The following is a 14813-nucleotide window of genomic DNA, read 5'->3' on the forward strand; positions in this document are numbered from 1 at the left end:
TGATTAATTGGTGCCTTTGGCCTGCTGCCAGAGTGCTTCCATCTCGTCGAGCGTTGCCTTCTCCAGCGAACTGCCCGAAGCCGCCAAGGCCTGCTCGACATAGTGGAAGCGCGAGCGGAACTTTTCATTGGTGCCGCTGAGCGCCGCTTCCGCATCGAGCTTGAGGTGGCGGCCGAGATTGACGACGGCAAACAACATGTCGCCGAATTCGTCCTTGATTGGAGCCGCGTCGCCCGTGGCCAGCGCCTCGCGCAATTCGCCGATCTCTTCCTCTATTTTGTCGAGGATGGGTGCCGCTTCGCTCCAGTCGAAGCCGACACGTGCAGCCTTTTCCTGTAGTTTCAGCGCACGTGTCAGGGCAGGGAGCGCCACCGGAACGCTGTCGAGATAGCCCTTGCCGTGATCTTCCGGATCGAGCCCGCGCGCGATGCGGGCGTCGCGCTTCTCGGCCTTTTCGGCCGCCTTGATCTTCTCCCACATGCCCTTGGCCATGCCGGCGCTGCGCGCCTTCTCGTCGCCGAAGACGTGGGGATGGCGGCGGATCATCTTGGTGGTGATGGCTTCGACGACATCGCCGAAAGCGAACTCGCCGATCTCCTCAGCCATCTGCGCATGGTAGACGACCTGCAGCAGCAGATCGCCCAGCTCCTCGCGCAGATCGTCGAAGTCGCCGCGCGCGATTGCATCGGCCACTTCATAGGCCTCCTCGATCGTATAGGGTGCGATGGTCGAGAAATTCTGCTCGATATCCCAGGGGCAGCCGGTCTTCGGCGCCCTGAGCGCCGCCATGATCTCGATCAGCCGTGAAATGTCTTTCGAGGGTTTCATCCTGCAAACCCTAGCGCGCAGCGTGGTGGCGACCAATCCCGCCGGCCGGCAAAAGCCTATTGTCCACAGTTGCGCGGGCTCTCAGTCGAGCACCGAGACGATCGCCTTGGCGAGATCGTCCATACCGTCCTCCGGCAGGCCGGCCACGTTGATGCGGCTGTCGCCGACCATGTAGACGGCATGGTCGGCGCGCAGGCGTTCGACCTGCGCCTCGGTCAGCCCAAGTCTCGAAAACATGCCGCGATGGCTGGCGACGAAATCGAAGCGGTCGGAGTTGGACTGCCGGCGCAACGCCTCGGCGAAAGCGACGCGCAGCCTGAGCATGCGCAGCCGCATCTCCTCGAGCTCCGTCTCCCAGTCCTTTTTCAGGCCGGCGTCTTCGAGCACCATGCGCACCGCTGCCGCACCGTGATCCGGCGGCATCGAATAAAGCGCGCGCGCCGCGGCCAGCATCTGGCTCATCGCCACATCCGCCTGGGCGCCGTCCTCGGCCATGATCATCGCCGCGCCCACGCGGTCGCGATAGACGGCAAAATTCTTCGAGCAGCTCGAGGCGACAACCATCTCCGGCACCTTGTCGGCCAGCAGCCGCAGGCCGGCGGCATCGGCGTCGAGGCCCTCGCCAAAGCCCTGATAGGCGATGTCGATGAAAGGCATGAGGCCGCGATCCAGCAGGACATCGGCGACCTTGGCCCACTGCGCGATATCGAGGTTGGCGCCGGTCGGGTTGTGGCAGCAGCCATGCAGCAGCACGACATCGCCGCTGTTGGCCGTCTTGAGCGCCGCCAGCATCTCGTCGAAGCGGACTGCGCCCGATGCGGCATCGAAATAGGGATAGTCGCGAACCTGCAAACCAGCGGCGCGCATCACCGGCAGATGGTTCGGCCAGGTGGGGTCGGACAGCCAAACCGTCGCGCCGGGGCGCGTGCGCTGCAGAAGCTCTGCCACCAGCCGGAGCGCGCCGGAGCCGCCCGGCGCCTGCGCCGCGCGGATGCGCGAATGGTCGGCTTTGTCGCCAAAGGCGAGCTTGATCATGGCCATATTGAAGGTCGTATCGCCGGCAAGGCCGAGATAGGTCTTGGTGTCCTGGCTCGCCAGCAGCCGCTTCTCGGCCTCGCGCACCGCGCGCATCACCGGCGTCCTGCCGTCGATGTCTTTGTAGACGCCGACACCGAGGTCGACTTTGCCGGGCCGTGGATCGTTGCGATAAAGGCCGATCAGGGCAAGGATCTTGTCGGCGGGCGCGGGCTGCAGGGTCTCGAACATCGAAAAGGACTCCAATGGCGGCGGAGTGATACGCAAATCGATCCCGCCGCGCCAGCGGTTTCCGCGGTGCCGGCAACACGAAAAGAAATGCCGAGCAGGGGATTAAAGTCTCTACATGCTCCGTAAACAGGGCATGAAACGGTCGATGGCACGCTTCGATATCGTCGGGCAGTTGGGGTCGCTGCAGCGTTATGCGCGCTCGCTGACGCGAGACAGCACTGAGGCCGAGGATCTCGTCCATGATGCGCTGGTGCGCGCCTATGAGCGGCGCGCGACCTTTCGCTCGGGCGGCAATCTGCGCGCCTGGCTGCTGGCGATCGTGCACAACATCTTCATCGACCGCATGCGTTCGCGCCGCTCCGAGACGGCGCGCATCGAACAGGCCGGCTTTGTCGCCGACCAGAGCGTACCTGCCTCGCAGGACCATTCGGTGCGCCTGTCGCAGGTCCGGGAAGCGTTTCTTTCGCTGCCGGAGGAACAGCGCTCTGCGCTCCATCTCGTCGCCATCGAAGGGCTTTCCTATCAGCAGGCCGCCGAAGTCGTCGGCGTGCCGCTCGGAACGCTGATGTCGCGCATCGGCCGCGCGCGTGCCGCTCTGCGCGAGCTGGAGGAGGGCGCGGCGCCGAAAACCAGGCCTCATCTCAGGATCGTGGGAGACGATCAATGACCGCCATTGTCGACCCCGTAACCGATGCCGATCTCGACGCCTATGTCGACGACCAGCTGGATGTCGCCCGCCGCATCGAAGTCGAGGCGCACCTCGCCGCGCGTCCGGAAGTGGCGGCGCGCGTGATGTCGGATCTGAGGACGCGCGACGAACTGCGTGTCGCGCTTGCCGGGCCGGTCGGCAGGGCGCGTCCGGCCACAACCGAAGCGGCGCGGCGGCTGGAAAGGGCGCTTGCCAGGGGACGTTTGCTTGTCGTGCTGCAGCGGGCGGCCGCCGCGGCCGTTCTGGTCGCGGCAGGCTGGCTGGCCAACGGTATTTTCGGGCCGATCGCCGTTACCAAGGTGATCGCTTCGACGCAGCCGCCGGCCTATGTCGAGGATGCGGTCCGAGCACACCGGACGACCTTGGTGCGCGAAACGATGCCGTCGCAGCAGGAAGCGCCGGGCTACAATGCCGACGAGATCCGCGCCGCCACGGCAATCGTCATGCCGTCGCTGCCCGACGACTGGAAGATCCGCGACGTCCAGGTCTATCCCTCGCAATTCGGCCCGAGCGTCGAGATGGCGGTCGAGACCAGGGATCTCGGTCTTGTCTCGCTGTTCGCCATTAGGCCGGGAACATTCGATGTCGTGAAGCCGACGGTCGCGCCCGCCGACGACATCTCAACCGCGTATTTCCAGATCGGCGAAGTTGCCTATGCGGTGGTCGGACGCGGCGACGCCGGCAATCTCGACCGTGCCGCCGAGAAACTCGCCAGAACACTCTACTGAGAACCAAGGAGAACCAAATGAACAGCCCCAATCTGGGATACCGAATGGGCACCGGCGTCCAGGCCGGAGCCGTCTATGACGAGGGCCTGCGCAAGCATATGCTGCGCGTCTATAACTATATGGGTCTCGGCCTCGTCGTCACCGGCCTCGTCGCCTTCTTCGTGGCCTCGACGCCGGCGCTTTATGTGCCGATCTTCTCCAGCCCGCTGAAATGGGTGGTGATGCTGGCGCCGCTCGCCTTCGTCATGATCTTCTCGTTCAAGATGCAGACCATGTCGGCCGCGAGCGCGCAGGCGATGTTCTGGGCCTTCTGCGCGGTGATGGGCCTGTCGCTCGCCTCGGTGTTCCTGGTCTTCACCTCGACCAGCATCGCGCGCACCTTCTTCATCGCCGCCACGATGTTCGGCGCCACAAGCCTTTACGGCTACACGACCAGGCGCGACCTGACGCAGTTCTCGTCCTTCCTGATCATGGGCTTGATCGGCGTGGTGATCGCCAGCCTGGTCAACCTGTTCCTCGGTTCGACTGCGCTGCAATTCGCCATCTCGGTGATCGGCATTGCCGTCTTCATCGGCCTCACCGCCTGGGACACGCAGACGATCAAGGAGCAGTATGCGGAGAATTTCGATGCGGAATCGCAGCAGAAACTCGCCGTCTTCGGCGCCTTCTCGCTCTATCTCAACTTCATCAACATCTTCCAGCTGCTCCTGAATTTCACCGGCGAGCGCGAATAAGCCGGACCGCAGCGGGCAACGCTACCGACCACGGCACGGCCGGAGGGAGACCTCCGGCCTTTTTTGTCGATCGCGCACCAAGGCGTCCACGACCAGGTGCGATCTGCCTGCCGCGCTTGAGTTCGCGCGGCCTTTTGCTAGCCTGCCGGCCACCAGCCAGCCGCGAGGACGCAATGGACCAGCTGACGCTTCACGCTGACGGCATTTCGGCGACCATCGTCGGGCAGGGGGCCGAACTGGTCTCGCTGCGCGATGGCGACGGCACCGAGCTTCTATGGCAGGCAGGTCCCGCGTGGCGCCGTCATTCGCCGGTCCTGTTCCCAATCGTCGGCAAGTTGAAAGGCGATCAGCTCCGACATCGCGGCCAAACCTATCCGATGACGCAGCATGGATTCGCGCGCGACAGGCGCTTTGCCTGGGCGGAGCAGGGGCCGACCTCCTGCACATTGTTCCTGACGGATGACCCCGAGACCCGGACGCACTATCCCTTCGCCTTCCGTCTCGCCATCAGCTACGAGCTGAAACCACGGCAACTCGGCGTGACCTTCGAGATCGCCAACACCGGCGACCAACCGCTGCCGGCCTCGATCGGCGCGCATCCGGCGTTCAATTGGCCGCTGTTGCCGGAACTGCCGAAGAAAGTCTATCGGCTGACCTTCGCCGACAATGAGCCGGCGCCGGTCCGCCGCCTGAAGGACGGTCTGCTGCTGCCGGACCTGCAACCGACGCCCATCGAGGGAAGGACGCTGCCGGTTTCCGAAAGACTGTTCGACGACGACGCCGTCATCCTCGACAAGCCGGCGAGCAAGAGCGTGCGCTACGCCGCCGGGCGCGGGCCGGCGATCGAGATGTCGTGGCAGGGATTCAATGAGCTGGGCATCTGGTCCAAGCCTGGCGGCGCGCCCTTCCTCTGCATAGAGCCCTGGCACGGCACCGCCAGTCCCATCGATTTCGACGGCGAGTTCGCCGACAAGCCGGGCGTCATGCTGATCGAACCGAGCGGCCGGCGCGTGCTGACGTACCGGATCGGCCTCACCCGGGAACCGTAGGGCATGGCATACGCCATCAAGACCGAGATCGAGGACCCGGCGGCGGAGACGTTCGTCTTCGCCGCCCAGAAAACCATGTACGGCGGCAAGCGCATCGCCGAAGGCGACGTCATCTTCCTGTTCGCCAGTGAGAACGAAGGCGGGCAGGGGCTTGTCGCTCGGGGCGTCGTGACGTCCTCCGAGGCCACCCCCGGACGTCCGGGTCTCGAACGGCAGACGCCGCGCGTCACCGTTGCCGTCCGCCGCACCGCCCTGGCGACTAGACGTTTGGGTCGCAATGAGCTCAAGCGCTTCAAGGATTGGAAGGACGGCCGGCCCGAGACCGAGCTCAACTTCAAATTCTACCGTCAGGCGACCAACAAGATCGTTGATGTTTCAGACGAGGCATCGGCGTTTCTGAACAGCTTTTTCTAGACCACCTGATCGGATCTCAGCCGGTCTGCCGGACAATGGCGCCGATCACGTTGACAAGAAGACGGGCCGCCGTAAGTGCCGACACGCCGTCTATATCGGCGGGAGGATAAAGCTCGACAAGGTCGAATCCCGCAATCCTGGCCCGCTTGCCGAGGCCCGCGATCAGGTCGATCGCCTGCGTGTAGGTGAGGCCGCCGGGCGTGCGCGCTGCGACCCCGGGGCGTGATCGAGGGATCGAGGCTGTCGCAGTCGAAAGTGACGACGACACGTGCGCCGTCCGGAATGTGCTGCAAAACGGCTTCAACACCCTGGGCGTGAACCTCGCGAGCCGTGACGAAGCGGCTGCCGTAGCGCCGCGCCGCTTCAATTTCGCCGATGCGTGCGCTGCCGACGCTGCGCAGGCCGACCTGCACCATGCCGGCGACATGCGCCATCTCGCTCGCCCGGCGCATCGGGCTCGAATAACCGTAGCGTTCGCCATGCACCTCGTCGCACCAGTCGATATGGGCGTCGACCTGCAGGATCCAGATTGGTTCCTGGCCGGCAAAGCCGGCCAGGAACGGAATGACGACGGAATCGTCGCCGCCAAGCAGGACCGGTACGGCCGGCAGGGACAGAGCTTCGCGTGTTTTCGCCTCGATGCGAGTCCGGTTGCCAGTATTGTCATGCATGGTGGTCAAGACATCGCCGGCATCGATGCAGCAGACCGGTCCGCCATCGAACAGCGGGCCGCCGAGGTCGAAATCCCAGTGCTCCACCAGCGGAATGTCATCTTGGCTTGCAGCTCGGATGGCGCCGGCGGCCGAGGCATGGCCGCTGCTGTCTTGGCCGCGATAGGTGCTTCCATGACCCGCCCCGAAGATCACGGCTCGCGGCACGCGCCCGTCGGCGAGGCGATCGGGAAAGCCGAGAAAGGAAGGCGAGGCGGTCATTTTTCTGGATGCTTTCATTGTTGCGCTGCGGCGCGATGGCAGCTTGGGGCTTCGATGTTTCTCGGTGGTTTTTAGGACGGCAAGCCATGAACCAAATCGATCTCTTTCAACGGGTCGCCGCCGTCGATGAAAAGCCTGCCATGCGGCTTCAGCGCCGCCTTGATCCGCGTCAAGGGCGCACGGTTGGCTTCGGGGTGGACGCCCGTCGAGCGCGCCGACCCGCATGGCAAAGGCGATGTCAAAAAGAGCCTCGCCAGCATTCAATGCGAAGTCTTCGATTGCCGCATGCCTGAAATCGAGGCAGCCCCAAGCCATCTCATCAGCCGATCGCGCCCGCGCCAATCGGATTGCCTTCTCCGAACGGTCGATGGCCAGAATGAAGCCGTCGCCGATGCGGCGAGCGACGTCGCGAGCGGCAACGCCGGGACCGCATCCGATCTCCAGGACGCGAAGTCCCGGCTTCAATGGAAGCGCTCCGACGAAGGCGGATATCCGATCTGAGATTCCGGCAGCCATGAAATAAATTATCCAATCTGGTCTGCGCCAGGAAAGCGAGACGGAAATGGCGGACAGGGCAGCGGCCAGAACATTGATGCCGGACAATGTATCCCCAGGCGTCGGCCGCGTTCGGGTCGGCCAGACTCAAGGACTATTGCCGTTCCAGGAAGTCGACCATAAACGACGCAGCTTGGTTGGCATGCGTTTCCAGCAGGAAATGAGGCCCGTCGAGAATGTGTGCTTCCATCCTCGGCAGGGCCTGCATCCATGACAGCGTCTCTGCCAGGTCGAAGAACGTGTCGTGCCGGCCCCACAGCATCAGGGCGCGGGGCTGCCTGCGCCGCAGATAGTCGGCAATCGCGTCGAAGCGAGCGACGTAATTGCCATAGTCCGCAACGAGCGCATGCTGCGTCTCCATGCCTCCGGGGCGCTGCATCACGCGCCAGTCTTCCTCCCAGTTCTCGTGCGGAATTTGCGCGACGACATCGTCGGGAACACCTGCCACATATTGGTCGCGCGTGCCCTCGAAGGTCAGATGCGCGGTGGCTTTCGCTTCATTGTCGGGATTCGGATTGACCCAAAAGTCCTGCGTCGCCTTCCATGATGGCCCCATTCCGCTCCGATGGGCGTTGGCGTTCTGGATGATCAAGCCCAATACCGCATCGGGAGCCTGCATGGCTATCCGCAGCCCGACCGGCGCGCCAAAGTCATGAAGGTAGATGTGGCGCGGGCCGACCGAGAGATGGCTGAGCAACTCCGAGATCGCATCTGCAAAACCATCAAAGGACGGCTCGGGCAGAGCATCGGACATGCCGAACCCAGGCATGTCGGGAGCAACCACATAAGCCACCTTCGACAATGCGGGAATGACGTTGCGAAAGGTCCTGGAGGAACTCGGAAAACCGTGAAGAAGCAGAAGAGCCGGTTTGGAGGGCTCTCCAGCCGTGAGGAAAGACAATTCCGTGCCGCTTGCCAACTCAATCCGTGAACGCATGCAAAGGTCCTCAAACCGCTCACCAGGCCAACGCGAGGTTCGGCGGTTGAGTTCCGAACACTTTCGCGGCAACGAGGGACGACTTGTGCCAGCATCCGACGTGTTTGAAAGGAGGTGGTGGCATACGGATGCGCAACAGCTCTGTGCGACTGGCGAGCAGGGCTGTGTAACACAAGGCGCTCGACATCTCGTCGCACACCAGAAAGTCGCATAAGATAGATTATGGAACTAACTCGTCGGCCGCTCGGCTTCGAGATCGCAGCAGAAGGTTCGACAGACGAACTGCGGCAACAACTAAGCAGGCGTCGCTATCGTTCTGACTCGTAAAGGATTTCGACCACCATGCCGTCATAGGCCGGCGCTACGTGTTCCGGCGTCTCGGTCATCACGACGGCATAATCCAACGGCACATGCATATGCGTCAGCACGGCGTTCCTTGGCGCCAGCTTATCGATCCACTCCAATGCCTGGCCGAGCGACAGATGGCTGGGATGGGTGTTGTACTGCAGCGCATCGATCACCAACATATCGAGGTCGCGCAAACGTTCCACGGTCGCGTCCGGGAAGCCGCTGATATCAGGGCAATAGGCAAGCCCGCCGATGCGGAAGCCGAGCGAGATGATATCGCCATGGAACTGCGGCAGCGGCTCAAGGGTGAGGGCGCCCCCCTCGCCTTCGATCACGACCGGCCTCGCGTGATCGATGATGTGTGCCTCGACGATCGGCGGATAAGAGCTGCCGGGTGGCGTCTCGAAGCAATAGCCGAACGCCTGGCGCAACCGCAGCATGGTCGGCTCGTCGGCATGGATGTCGATCCGATGGCGTTGCTCGAGCACATAGCCGCGCAGATCGTCGATGCCGTGGATGTGGTCGGCATGCGGATGCGTGTAGACGACCGCGTCGATGCGCTTGACCGAGGCCAGCAGCATCTGCTCGCGGAAGTCCGGCCCGGTGTCGATGACGACCGTGGTGCGCGCGCCATTGGCGGCAATCCGCTCGACCAGGGCGGCCGTGCGCATGCGCCGGTTCCTCGGGTTCTTGGGGTCGCAATTGCCCCAGTCGCCGGTGATGCGCGGTGTGCCGGGCGATGAGCCGCAGCCAAGGACGGTAAAGCGCAGCCGGTCGCTCATGCCTCAGCCTGCAGCCGTGTCGGGACGCGGCATCTTGGTGAACAGCCTGAAGAAGTTCCCGGTGGTGATATCAGCGATTTCGGCCTCGCTGACGCCGATGGTCTCGGCAAGCACCTTCGCCGTATTCGCCACATAGGCCGGTTCGTTGCGTTTCCCGCGATGCGGGACCGGCGCAAGGTAAGGCGCGTCTGTCTCGACCAGCAGCCTGTCGCGCGGGACATCGGCGGCGATGGCGCGCAGCTCGGTGGAGTTCTTGAAGGTAAGGATGCCGGAGAAGGAGACATAGCCGCCCAGCGCCACGCCGACTTCAGCCAGCCTGCGTCCGGACGAAAAACAATGCAGGATGAAGGGAAAGGCGCCCTTCCCTGTTTCGTCCTCGAGGATCGTCGCCATGTCGTCGTCGGCATCGCGCGAATGGATGACCAGCGGCAGGCCGGTCTGGCGCGCGGCCGCGATATGGGTGCGAAAACCCTGCGCCTGCGCATCGCGCGGCGCCTTGTCGTAGTAGTAGTCCAGCCCGGCTTCGCCGATCGCCACCACCTTTGGATGGCCGGAGAGCCGGACCAGCTCGTCAGCGGTGACGTCGAGCTCCTCGGCCGCATTGTGCGGATGGGTGCCGACCGAGCAATAGACTTCATTGAAAGATTCAGCGATTTCAAGGATCTGCTGAAAACGCTTCACACGCGTCGAGATCGTGACCATGCGGCCGATTCCGGCGGCGAGGGCGCGGCCGACGATAGCCGCCCGCTCCTCGGCGAAGTCCGGAAAATCGAGATGACAATGGCTGTCGACCAGCATCAGGCGCTCTGCTCGACATAACGCGGAAACACGCCCTCCGGCGCCGGCAATGCGGTGCCCGGCTCCAGCGCGTGGTCGGCATGGACGTGCTCGAAAGCACGGCTCTCAGCCGGCACAGCCAACAGGTCGAGCAGCTTGGCGGCCGATCCGGGAATGAACGGCTGGCAAAGCAGCGTCACGCGGCGCACCACCTCGGCCGTCGTCCAAAGCACCGTTTCCATGCGCTCCGGATTGGTCTTCTTCAGCGCCCATGGTTCCTGGGACGCGAAATAACGGTCGGCTTCCGCAACAACGCCAAAAATCGCCGCCAGCGCCAGATGGATCCCCTGCTCCGCCATCGCCCGGCGCGAAACGGCCAGCGCTTCGACCGCCTGATCGAGGATCGCCGTGTCGGCTTCGGTTAGTTCGCCGCGCTTCGGCACCGCGCCGCTGCAGTTCTTGGCAATCATCGACAGCGAGCGCTGAGCCAGATTGCCGAGGCCATTGGCGAGGTCGGCGTTGGTGCGGTTGACGATCGCTTCGTGGCTGTAGTTGCCGTCCTGGCCGAACGGCACCTCGCGCAGGAAGAAGTAGCGCACCTGGTCGACGCCGTAATGCTCGACCATCGTAAAAGGGTCGATAACGTTGCCGACCGACTTCGACATCTTCTCGCCGCGGTTGAACAGGAAGCCGTGGCCGAAGACGCGCTTCGGCAGCGGGATTCCCGCCGACATCAGGAAGGCCGGCCAATAGACGGCGTGGAAGCGCACGATGTCCTTGCCGATGATATGCGCATCCGCTGGCCAAAAGCGCCATTTCTCATCATTTTCATTGGGATACCCGATGCCGGTTATGTAATTTGTCAAAGCGTCGACCCACACATACATCACATGCTTTTCGTCCCCCGGTACCGGTACGCCCCAATTGAAAGTGGTGCGCGAGACCGACAGGTCCTTCAGCCCAGATTTGACGAAGCTCATCACCTCGTTGCGGCGCTCGACCGGACCGATGAAATCGGGCTGGCTTTCGTAAAGCGCGATCAGTCTGTCCTGGTAGGCCGACAGCCGGAAGAAATAGCTCTCTTCCTCGACCCATTCCACCGGCGTTCCCTGCGGCCCGTAGCGGACATTGTCGGGGCGGACCTCGGTCTCCTCCTCGCCGTAATAGGCTTCGTCGCGCACCGAATACCAGCCGGCATAGCCGCCCTTGTAGATGTCGCCATTGGCGGCCATCGCCTTCCAGATCGCCTGGGAGGATGCATAATGCCGCTCTTCGGTGGTGCGGATGAAATCGTCGTTGGAAGCGTTGAGCGCGGTGGCCATGCGCCTGAACTCGGCCGAGTTGCGGTCGGCGAGCTCGCGCGCCGTGATGCTTTCCTTGCGCGCCGTCTGCAGCATCTTGATGCCGTGCTCGTCGGTGCCGGTCAGGAAGAAGACATCCTTGCCGTCCAGCCGCTGGAAGCGGGCAAGCGCGTCTGTGGCGATCAGCTCATAGGCATGGCCGATATGCGGCTTGCCGTTTGGGTAGGAGATCGCGGTCGTGATGTAGAATGTGTCGCGTGACATGAATGAACCGTCATGAATATCTGAATGTGAGTTGTGGCGGTGGATATCGCATCGGAACGTCGATTGCCATCCCGAGGCCAATGCATGCCGCCCAAAACTGGGCCAACGGCATGCATCGAACGAGCCGTCACATTCGCATCGCAGAATTCAGGCGGTCGATCATGGTCAGGGCGTGCTGCTTCTTGTCGAGGTTGTAGGTCTCAGCCTCAGATATCGTGTTCAGCGCCTCGTGCCAAGCCTCGGACAGGGTTTTGGCCCGGGCGAGATCGCCGGCCAGCGCGGCGTCACTGGCGGCAGTCGAAAGCAGGTCGAGCGCGCGGCGGTTGAAGATGTCGAACTGGATCGCCTGGTCGCGTCCCGCCACGGCTTCGGCAAGGCGATGGGCGTCGGCAATGTCGGGCTTCTTGGCCGCCACCAGCGTGTCGAGCGCGCCTGCGATCTCCAGCCCGCCATATTGGGTGAGCAGGATCGCGTTGCGGGCGCTGCCCCCTGCCCGCTCGGCCAGCGCTGCGCGCGCGCCCGGATCCTCCGGCGGCGGCGGCTCGACATTTTCCAGCACCGCCATCAGCTCGTCGGCGGCCAAAGGCGCCAGCCGCACCATCTGACAGCGCGAGCGGATCGTCGGCAACAGGCTGCCCGGCGCATGCACCACCAGAATGAACAGGGTGCGCGCCGGCGGCTCTTCGAGATTCTTGAGCAAGGCATTGGCGGCGTTGGTGTTCATGTCGTCGGCCGGATCGACGATGACGACCCGGTAGCTGCCGTCATGCGAGGTCATCGACAGGAAGCGGCTGACCTTGCGGATCTCGTCGACGGTCAGCACCGTCTTGAAGCTCTTGGTCTTTTCGTTGGCCGGACGGGTGAGATGCAGCACCGAAGGATGCGCGCCGGTGGCGATCTGGCGAAACAGCGAGGAGGCCGGATCGGGAACGGCAAGCGTGTCGGGCGCCGTCTTGAAATCCGGATATCTCAGAAGATGGTGCGCCATGTGGAACGCCAGCGTCGCCTTGCCGATACCCTGCGGCCCGGCGAAAATCAGCGCATGCGGCAGCTTGCCGGCGCGGTAGGCGCTGGCAAGCATCCCTGCCGCCGACGCGTGGCCGATCAGCCGCGGCGTTTCGGCGGGCTCGGGCACGCCGTCCAGCGTGTCGTGCTGTTCGGGAGCGATGCGTTCGAAGATCATGCCGGCGCCGTCTCAACCCTTTGCGCCGGCATCCGCTCTTCCAGCGCCGCGAAGACGGCGGCGGTAACGACGTTCTCCACCGTATCGGGATCGGCGGAGGCGTCGATGACGACGCAGCGCTCCGGTTCGGCCGCGGCGATGGCCAGGAAAGCCTCGCGCCGCCGCCGGTGGATGGCCAAAGTCTCCTTCTCGAAGCGATCGGCGGCGTCACCGGCGCCGCGCCGCGCGGCGGCTCGTTTCAGGCCTTCAGCGGGATCGATGTCGAAGATCAGGGTCATGTCAGGCATCATGCCGTTGATCGCCACCGCCTCCAGCGCCTTCATGAAATCGGCATCGAGCCCGCCGGTGACGCCCTGGTAGACGCGAGAGGAATCGATGAAACGGTCGCACAGCACGATCGAGCCGCGCTCGACCGCCGGCCGGATGACCTGCTCGACATGATCGGAGCGCGCGGCGGCGAACAGGATCGCCTCCATCTTCGGGCCGAACGGTTCGGCCGCCCCGGACAGAAGCACATGCCTTACGGCCTCGGCGCCGGGCGATCCGCCCGGCTCGCGGCTGACCAGGACCTCGTATTTCTTGGCGCGCATGCGCCGCGCCAGCCGCTCGATCTGCGTCGACTTGCCTGCTCCTTCGCCGCCCTCGAAGGTGATGAAAAATCCGCTCGCCAATCGAGATTGCCTTTGCTCGCGCTGGCCGCTGTCATAGCTCCCGTCCGACAAAAGGTCCACGAACTTGCCCGTTCACAAATGTTTCTGACGCAGCCAGCCGACAGCGAGTTCCTTGGCCGCGTCGAGCGCGCGCTGCGGCAGCGTGCCCACTTTCACCGATTCGGCGGCATAGAGCGGCGTCTGCTGGCTCAGCGTCTCGCCTATCCAAACGCGCAATTCTCCGACCGGTTGCCCCTCCTCGACCGGTGCAGACACCGGACCCTGGTAGACAATCCTGGCGGTCAGCTTGTCGCGGTTGGCTATCGGCAGAAAGATGTTCACGGGGCCTTTGGCTTTCAAGGCCAGGCCGGATTTGGCGCCGCCGAAAACCTGTGCTTCCCCCACCACCTCGTCCTTGGCGAAGATCTCGGTCTTCTGGAATGAACGCGAGCCCCACTCGAGCAGCTTGGGCGCCTCTTCGGAGCGTTCGCGATCATTCGCCAGTCCGCTGAGAGCGGCGATCACGCGCGTGCCGTTGTGACTGACGGTGCCGACCAGGCCGAAACCCGCCTGCTCGCTGGCGCCTGCCACGAAGCCATCGGCCTCGATGCCCATGGCGATCAGCGGATTGCGGTTCCTCTGCGATATCTTGTTCCAGGTGAAGTCCGGCTGGCCGTAATAGTGGAAGAACTCCGGATAGTCGCGCCACAGATGCAGCGCCAGCATCGTCAGTTCCCGCACCGTCGTCTGCTGCCCGTCGGCCGGCAGACCGGTCGAATTGACGAAGGTCGATTTCGAGAGGCCGAGCTGGCGGGCGCGATCGGTCATCTGCGCGGCGAAATTCGCTTCCGAGCCCGCCATCCCCTCGGCGAGCACGATGCAGCCGTCATTGGCGGCCTGCACGGTGACACCCTGGATCAGATCCTCGACGCGAACCTCGGATTTGAGCTTGGCGAACATGGTCGAGGTTCCGGACGGCGCGCCGCCGGTGCGCCAGGCGTTTTCGCTGACGACAAAAGTGTCATCGAGCGTGATCCGCTTCGACTTGATGGCGTTGAAGACCATTTCCATCGTCATCAGCTTGGCCATCGAGGCGGGCGGGATCGGCTTGTCGGGGTCCTTGGCCAAGAGCACTGTGCCGGTGTCGGCATCGATCATGAACGCCTGCGTCGCCTTGGTCTCGAAAAGCTGTGCGCTTGCCGGGACGCAGCAAAGCAACATCAGCACCAATCCCAGAACGCTGGCGAAAGGCGGAAGAATGCGCAATTGCATGAAATGTCGACCCATCTGAGCAATACCGGAGGGGGTCGCCCCGGAATGCGCAAAGACTACCCCGCGGCCAAGCTATCAGGATTT

At 63.7% G+C, this 14813-nt stretch carries 14 protein-coding genes and 2 pseudogenes; 5 read left to right on the forward strand and 11 right to left on the reverse strand.

Features of this window, described 5'->3' with window-relative positions; genetic code table 11:
• Positions 1 to 3: 3 nt before the first annotated feature.
• On the reverse strand, positions 4 to 828 hold the full coding sequence (gene mazG, locus LB553_RS01805) for a nucleoside triphosphate pyrophosphohydrolase (protein ID WP_224509958.1): 825 nt from the start codon (positions 826 to 828) through the stop codon (positions 4 to 6).
• Positions 829 to 909: 81 nt separating this feature from the next.
• Positions 910 to 2094 carry an aromatic amino acid transaminase gene (locus LB553_RS01810; protein ID WP_224509960.1) on the reverse strand — a complete coding sequence of 395 codons (1185 nt, stop codon included), beginning with the start codon at positions 2092 to 2094 and terminating at the stop codon, positions 910 to 912.
• A 133-nt stretch (positions 2095 to 2227) separates the two neighbouring features.
• Between LB553_RS01810 and LB553_RS01815 the strand changes: the two genes are divergently transcribed.
• The 5 genes from LB553_RS01815 (at position 2228) to LB553_RS01835 (ending at position 5728) form a co-directional block, all read left to right on the forward strand.
• On the forward strand, positions 2228 to 2761 hold the full coding sequence (locus LB553_RS01815; protein ID WP_412033173.1) for a sigma-70 family RNA polymerase sigma factor: 534 nt from the start codon (positions 2228 to 2230) through the stop codon (positions 2759 to 2761).
• On the forward strand, positions 2758 to 3531 hold the full coding sequence (locus tag LB553_RS01820; protein WP_224509963.1) for an anti-sigma factor family protein: 774 nt from the start codon (positions 2758 to 2760) through the stop codon (positions 3529 to 3531). The genes LB553_RS01815 and LB553_RS01820 overlap by 4 nt, the downstream gene beginning before the upstream one ends.
• Positions 3532 to 3548: 17 nt before the next feature.
• The gene (locus LB553_RS01825; RefSeq protein WP_224509965.1) at positions 3549 to 4265 is read left to right on the forward strand and encodes a Bax inhibitor-1/YccA family protein; all 717 of its coding nucleotides are present in this window, start codon (positions 3549 to 3551) and stop codon (positions 4263 to 4265) included.
• A 173-nt stretch (positions 4266 to 4438) separates the two neighbouring features.
• The gene (locus LB553_RS01830; RefSeq protein WP_224509969.1) at positions 4439 to 5314 is read left to right on the forward strand and encodes an aldose 1-epimerase family protein; all 876 of its coding nucleotides are present in this window, start codon (positions 4439 to 4441) and stop codon (positions 5312 to 5314) included.
• A 3-nt stretch (positions 5315 to 5317) separates the two neighbouring features.
• Positions 5318 to 5728: a hypothetical protein gene (locus LB553_RS01835; protein ID WP_224509972.1), complete on the forward strand. Its 411-nt coding sequence runs from the start codon at positions 5318 to 5320 to the stop codon at positions 5726 to 5728.
• A 16-nt stretch (positions 5729 to 5744) separates the two neighbouring features.
• On the opposite strand, the pseudogene LB553_RS01840 reads toward LB553_RS01835, so the two are convergent.
• The 9 genes and pseudogenes from LB553_RS01840 to LB553_RS01880 form a co-directional block, all read right to left on the reverse strand.
• Positions 5745 to 6660 (reverse strand): annotated as a pseudogene (locus LB553_RS01840) (agmatinase).
• A gap of 276 nt (positions 6661 to 6936) precedes the next feature.
• Positions 6937 to 7176: pseudogene (locus tag LB553_RS01845) on the reverse strand (class I SAM-dependent methyltransferase); the annotation flags it as partial.
• Between the two features lie 133 nt (positions 7177 to 7309).
• The gene (locus LB553_RS01850) at positions 7310 to 8152 is read right to left on the reverse strand and encodes an alpha/beta fold hydrolase (protein ID WP_224509975.1); all 843 of its coding nucleotides are present in this window, start codon (positions 8150 to 8152) and stop codon (positions 7310 to 7312) included.
• Positions 8153 to 8460: 308 nt separating this feature from the next.
• The gene (locus LB553_RS01855) at positions 8461 to 9282 is read right to left on the reverse strand and encodes an MBL fold metallo-hydrolase (protein WP_224509978.1); all 822 of its coding nucleotides are present in this window, start codon (positions 9280 to 9282) and stop codon (positions 8461 to 8463) included.
• A gap of 3 nt (positions 9283 to 9285) precedes the next feature.
• Positions 9286 to 10080, reverse strand: a complete 795-nt coding sequence (locus LB553_RS01860; protein ID WP_224509980.1) for a TatD family hydrolase — start codon at positions 10078 to 10080, stop codon at positions 9286 to 9288.
• Positions 10080 to 11624, reverse strand: a complete 1545-nt coding sequence (gene metG / locus LB553_RS01865) for a methionine--tRNA ligase (protein ID WP_224509982.1) — start codon at positions 11622 to 11624, stop codon at positions 10080 to 10082. Before metG ends, LB553_RS01860 begins: the two co-directional genes overlap by 1 nt.
• 127 nt (positions 11625 to 11751) lie before the next feature.
• The gene (locus tag LB553_RS01870) at positions 11752 to 12807 is read right to left on the reverse strand and encodes a DNA polymerase III subunit delta' (RefSeq protein ID WP_224509984.1); all 1056 of its coding nucleotides are present in this window, start codon (positions 12805 to 12807) and stop codon (positions 11752 to 11754) included.
• Entirely contained in the window at positions 12804 to 13478 is a 675-nt protein-coding gene (gene tmk / locus LB553_RS01875; RefSeq protein WP_224509987.1) for a dTMP kinase, read from the reverse strand. Before tmk ends, LB553_RS01870 begins: the two co-directional genes overlap by 4 nt.
• A 72-nt stretch (positions 13479 to 13550) precedes the next feature.
• Complete coding sequence (locus tag LB553_RS01880; RefSeq protein WP_224510484.1) at positions 13551 to 14729, reverse strand: D-alanyl-D-alanine carboxypeptidase family protein; 1179 nt, start codon at positions 14727 to 14729, stop codon at positions 13551 to 13553.
• Between the last annotated feature and the right edge of the window lie 84 nt (positions 14730 to 14813).

Source organism: Mesorhizobium sp. CA8 (assembly GCF_020164955.1).
Classification (GTDB): Bacteria; Pseudomonadota; Alphaproteobacteria; order Rhizobiales; family Rhizobiaceae; genus Mesorhizobium.

What these genes read in the sequence shown, in the direction of transcription:
- LB553_RS01820 (WP_224509963.1), top strand. Translation starts at nt 2,758, where the DNA reads ATGACCGCCATTGTCGACCCCGTAACCGATGCCGATCTCGACGCCTAT.
- metG (WP_224509982.1), bottom strand. Translation starts at nt 11,624, where the DNA reads ATGTCACGCGACACATTCTACATCACGACCGCGATCTCCTACCCAAAC.
- LB553_RS01830 (WP_224509969.1), top strand. Translation starts at nt 4,439, where the DNA reads ATGGACCAGCTGACGCTTCACGCTGACGGCATTTCGGCGACCATCGTC.
- LB553_RS01815 (WP_412033173.1), top strand. Translation starts at nt 2,228, where the DNA reads ATGAAACGGTCGATGGCACGCTTCGATATCGTCGGGCAGTTGGGGTCG.
- mazG (WP_224509958.1), bottom strand. Translation starts at nt 828, where the DNA reads ATGAAACCCTCGAAAGACATTTCACGGCTGATCGAGATCATGGCGGCG.
- LB553_RS01860 (WP_224509980.1), bottom strand. Translation starts at nt 10,080, where the DNA reads ATGCTGGTCGACAGCCATTGTCATCTCGATTTTCCGGACTTCGCCGAG.
- LB553_RS01835 (WP_224509972.1), top strand. Translation starts at nt 5,318, where the DNA reads ATGGCATACGCCATCAAGACCGAGATCGAGGACCCGGCGGCGGAGACG.
- LB553_RS01855 (WP_224509978.1), bottom strand. Translation starts at nt 9,282, where the DNA reads ATGAGCGACCGGCTGCGCTTTACCGTCCTTGGCTGCGGCTCATCGCCC.
- LB553_RS01850 (WP_224509975.1), bottom strand. Translation starts at nt 8,152, where the DNA reads ATGCGTTCACGGATTGAGTTGGCAAGCGGCACGGAATTGTCTTTCCTC.
- LB553_RS01880 (WP_224510484.1), bottom strand. Translation starts at nt 14,729, where the DNA reads ATGCAATTGCGCATTCTTCCGCCTTTCGCCAGCGTTCTGGGATTGGTG.
- LB553_RS01810 (WP_224509960.1), bottom strand. Translation starts at nt 2,094, where the DNA reads ATGTTCGAGACCCTGCAGCCCGCGCCCGCCGACAAGATCCTTGCCCTG.
- LB553_RS01870 (WP_224509984.1), bottom strand. Translation starts at nt 12,807, where the DNA reads ATGATCTTCGAACGCATCGCTCCCGAACAGCACGACACGCTGGACGGC.
- LB553_RS01825 (WP_224509965.1), top strand. Translation starts at nt 3,549, where the DNA reads ATGAACAGCCCCAATCTGGGATACCGAATGGGCACCGGCGTCCAGGCC.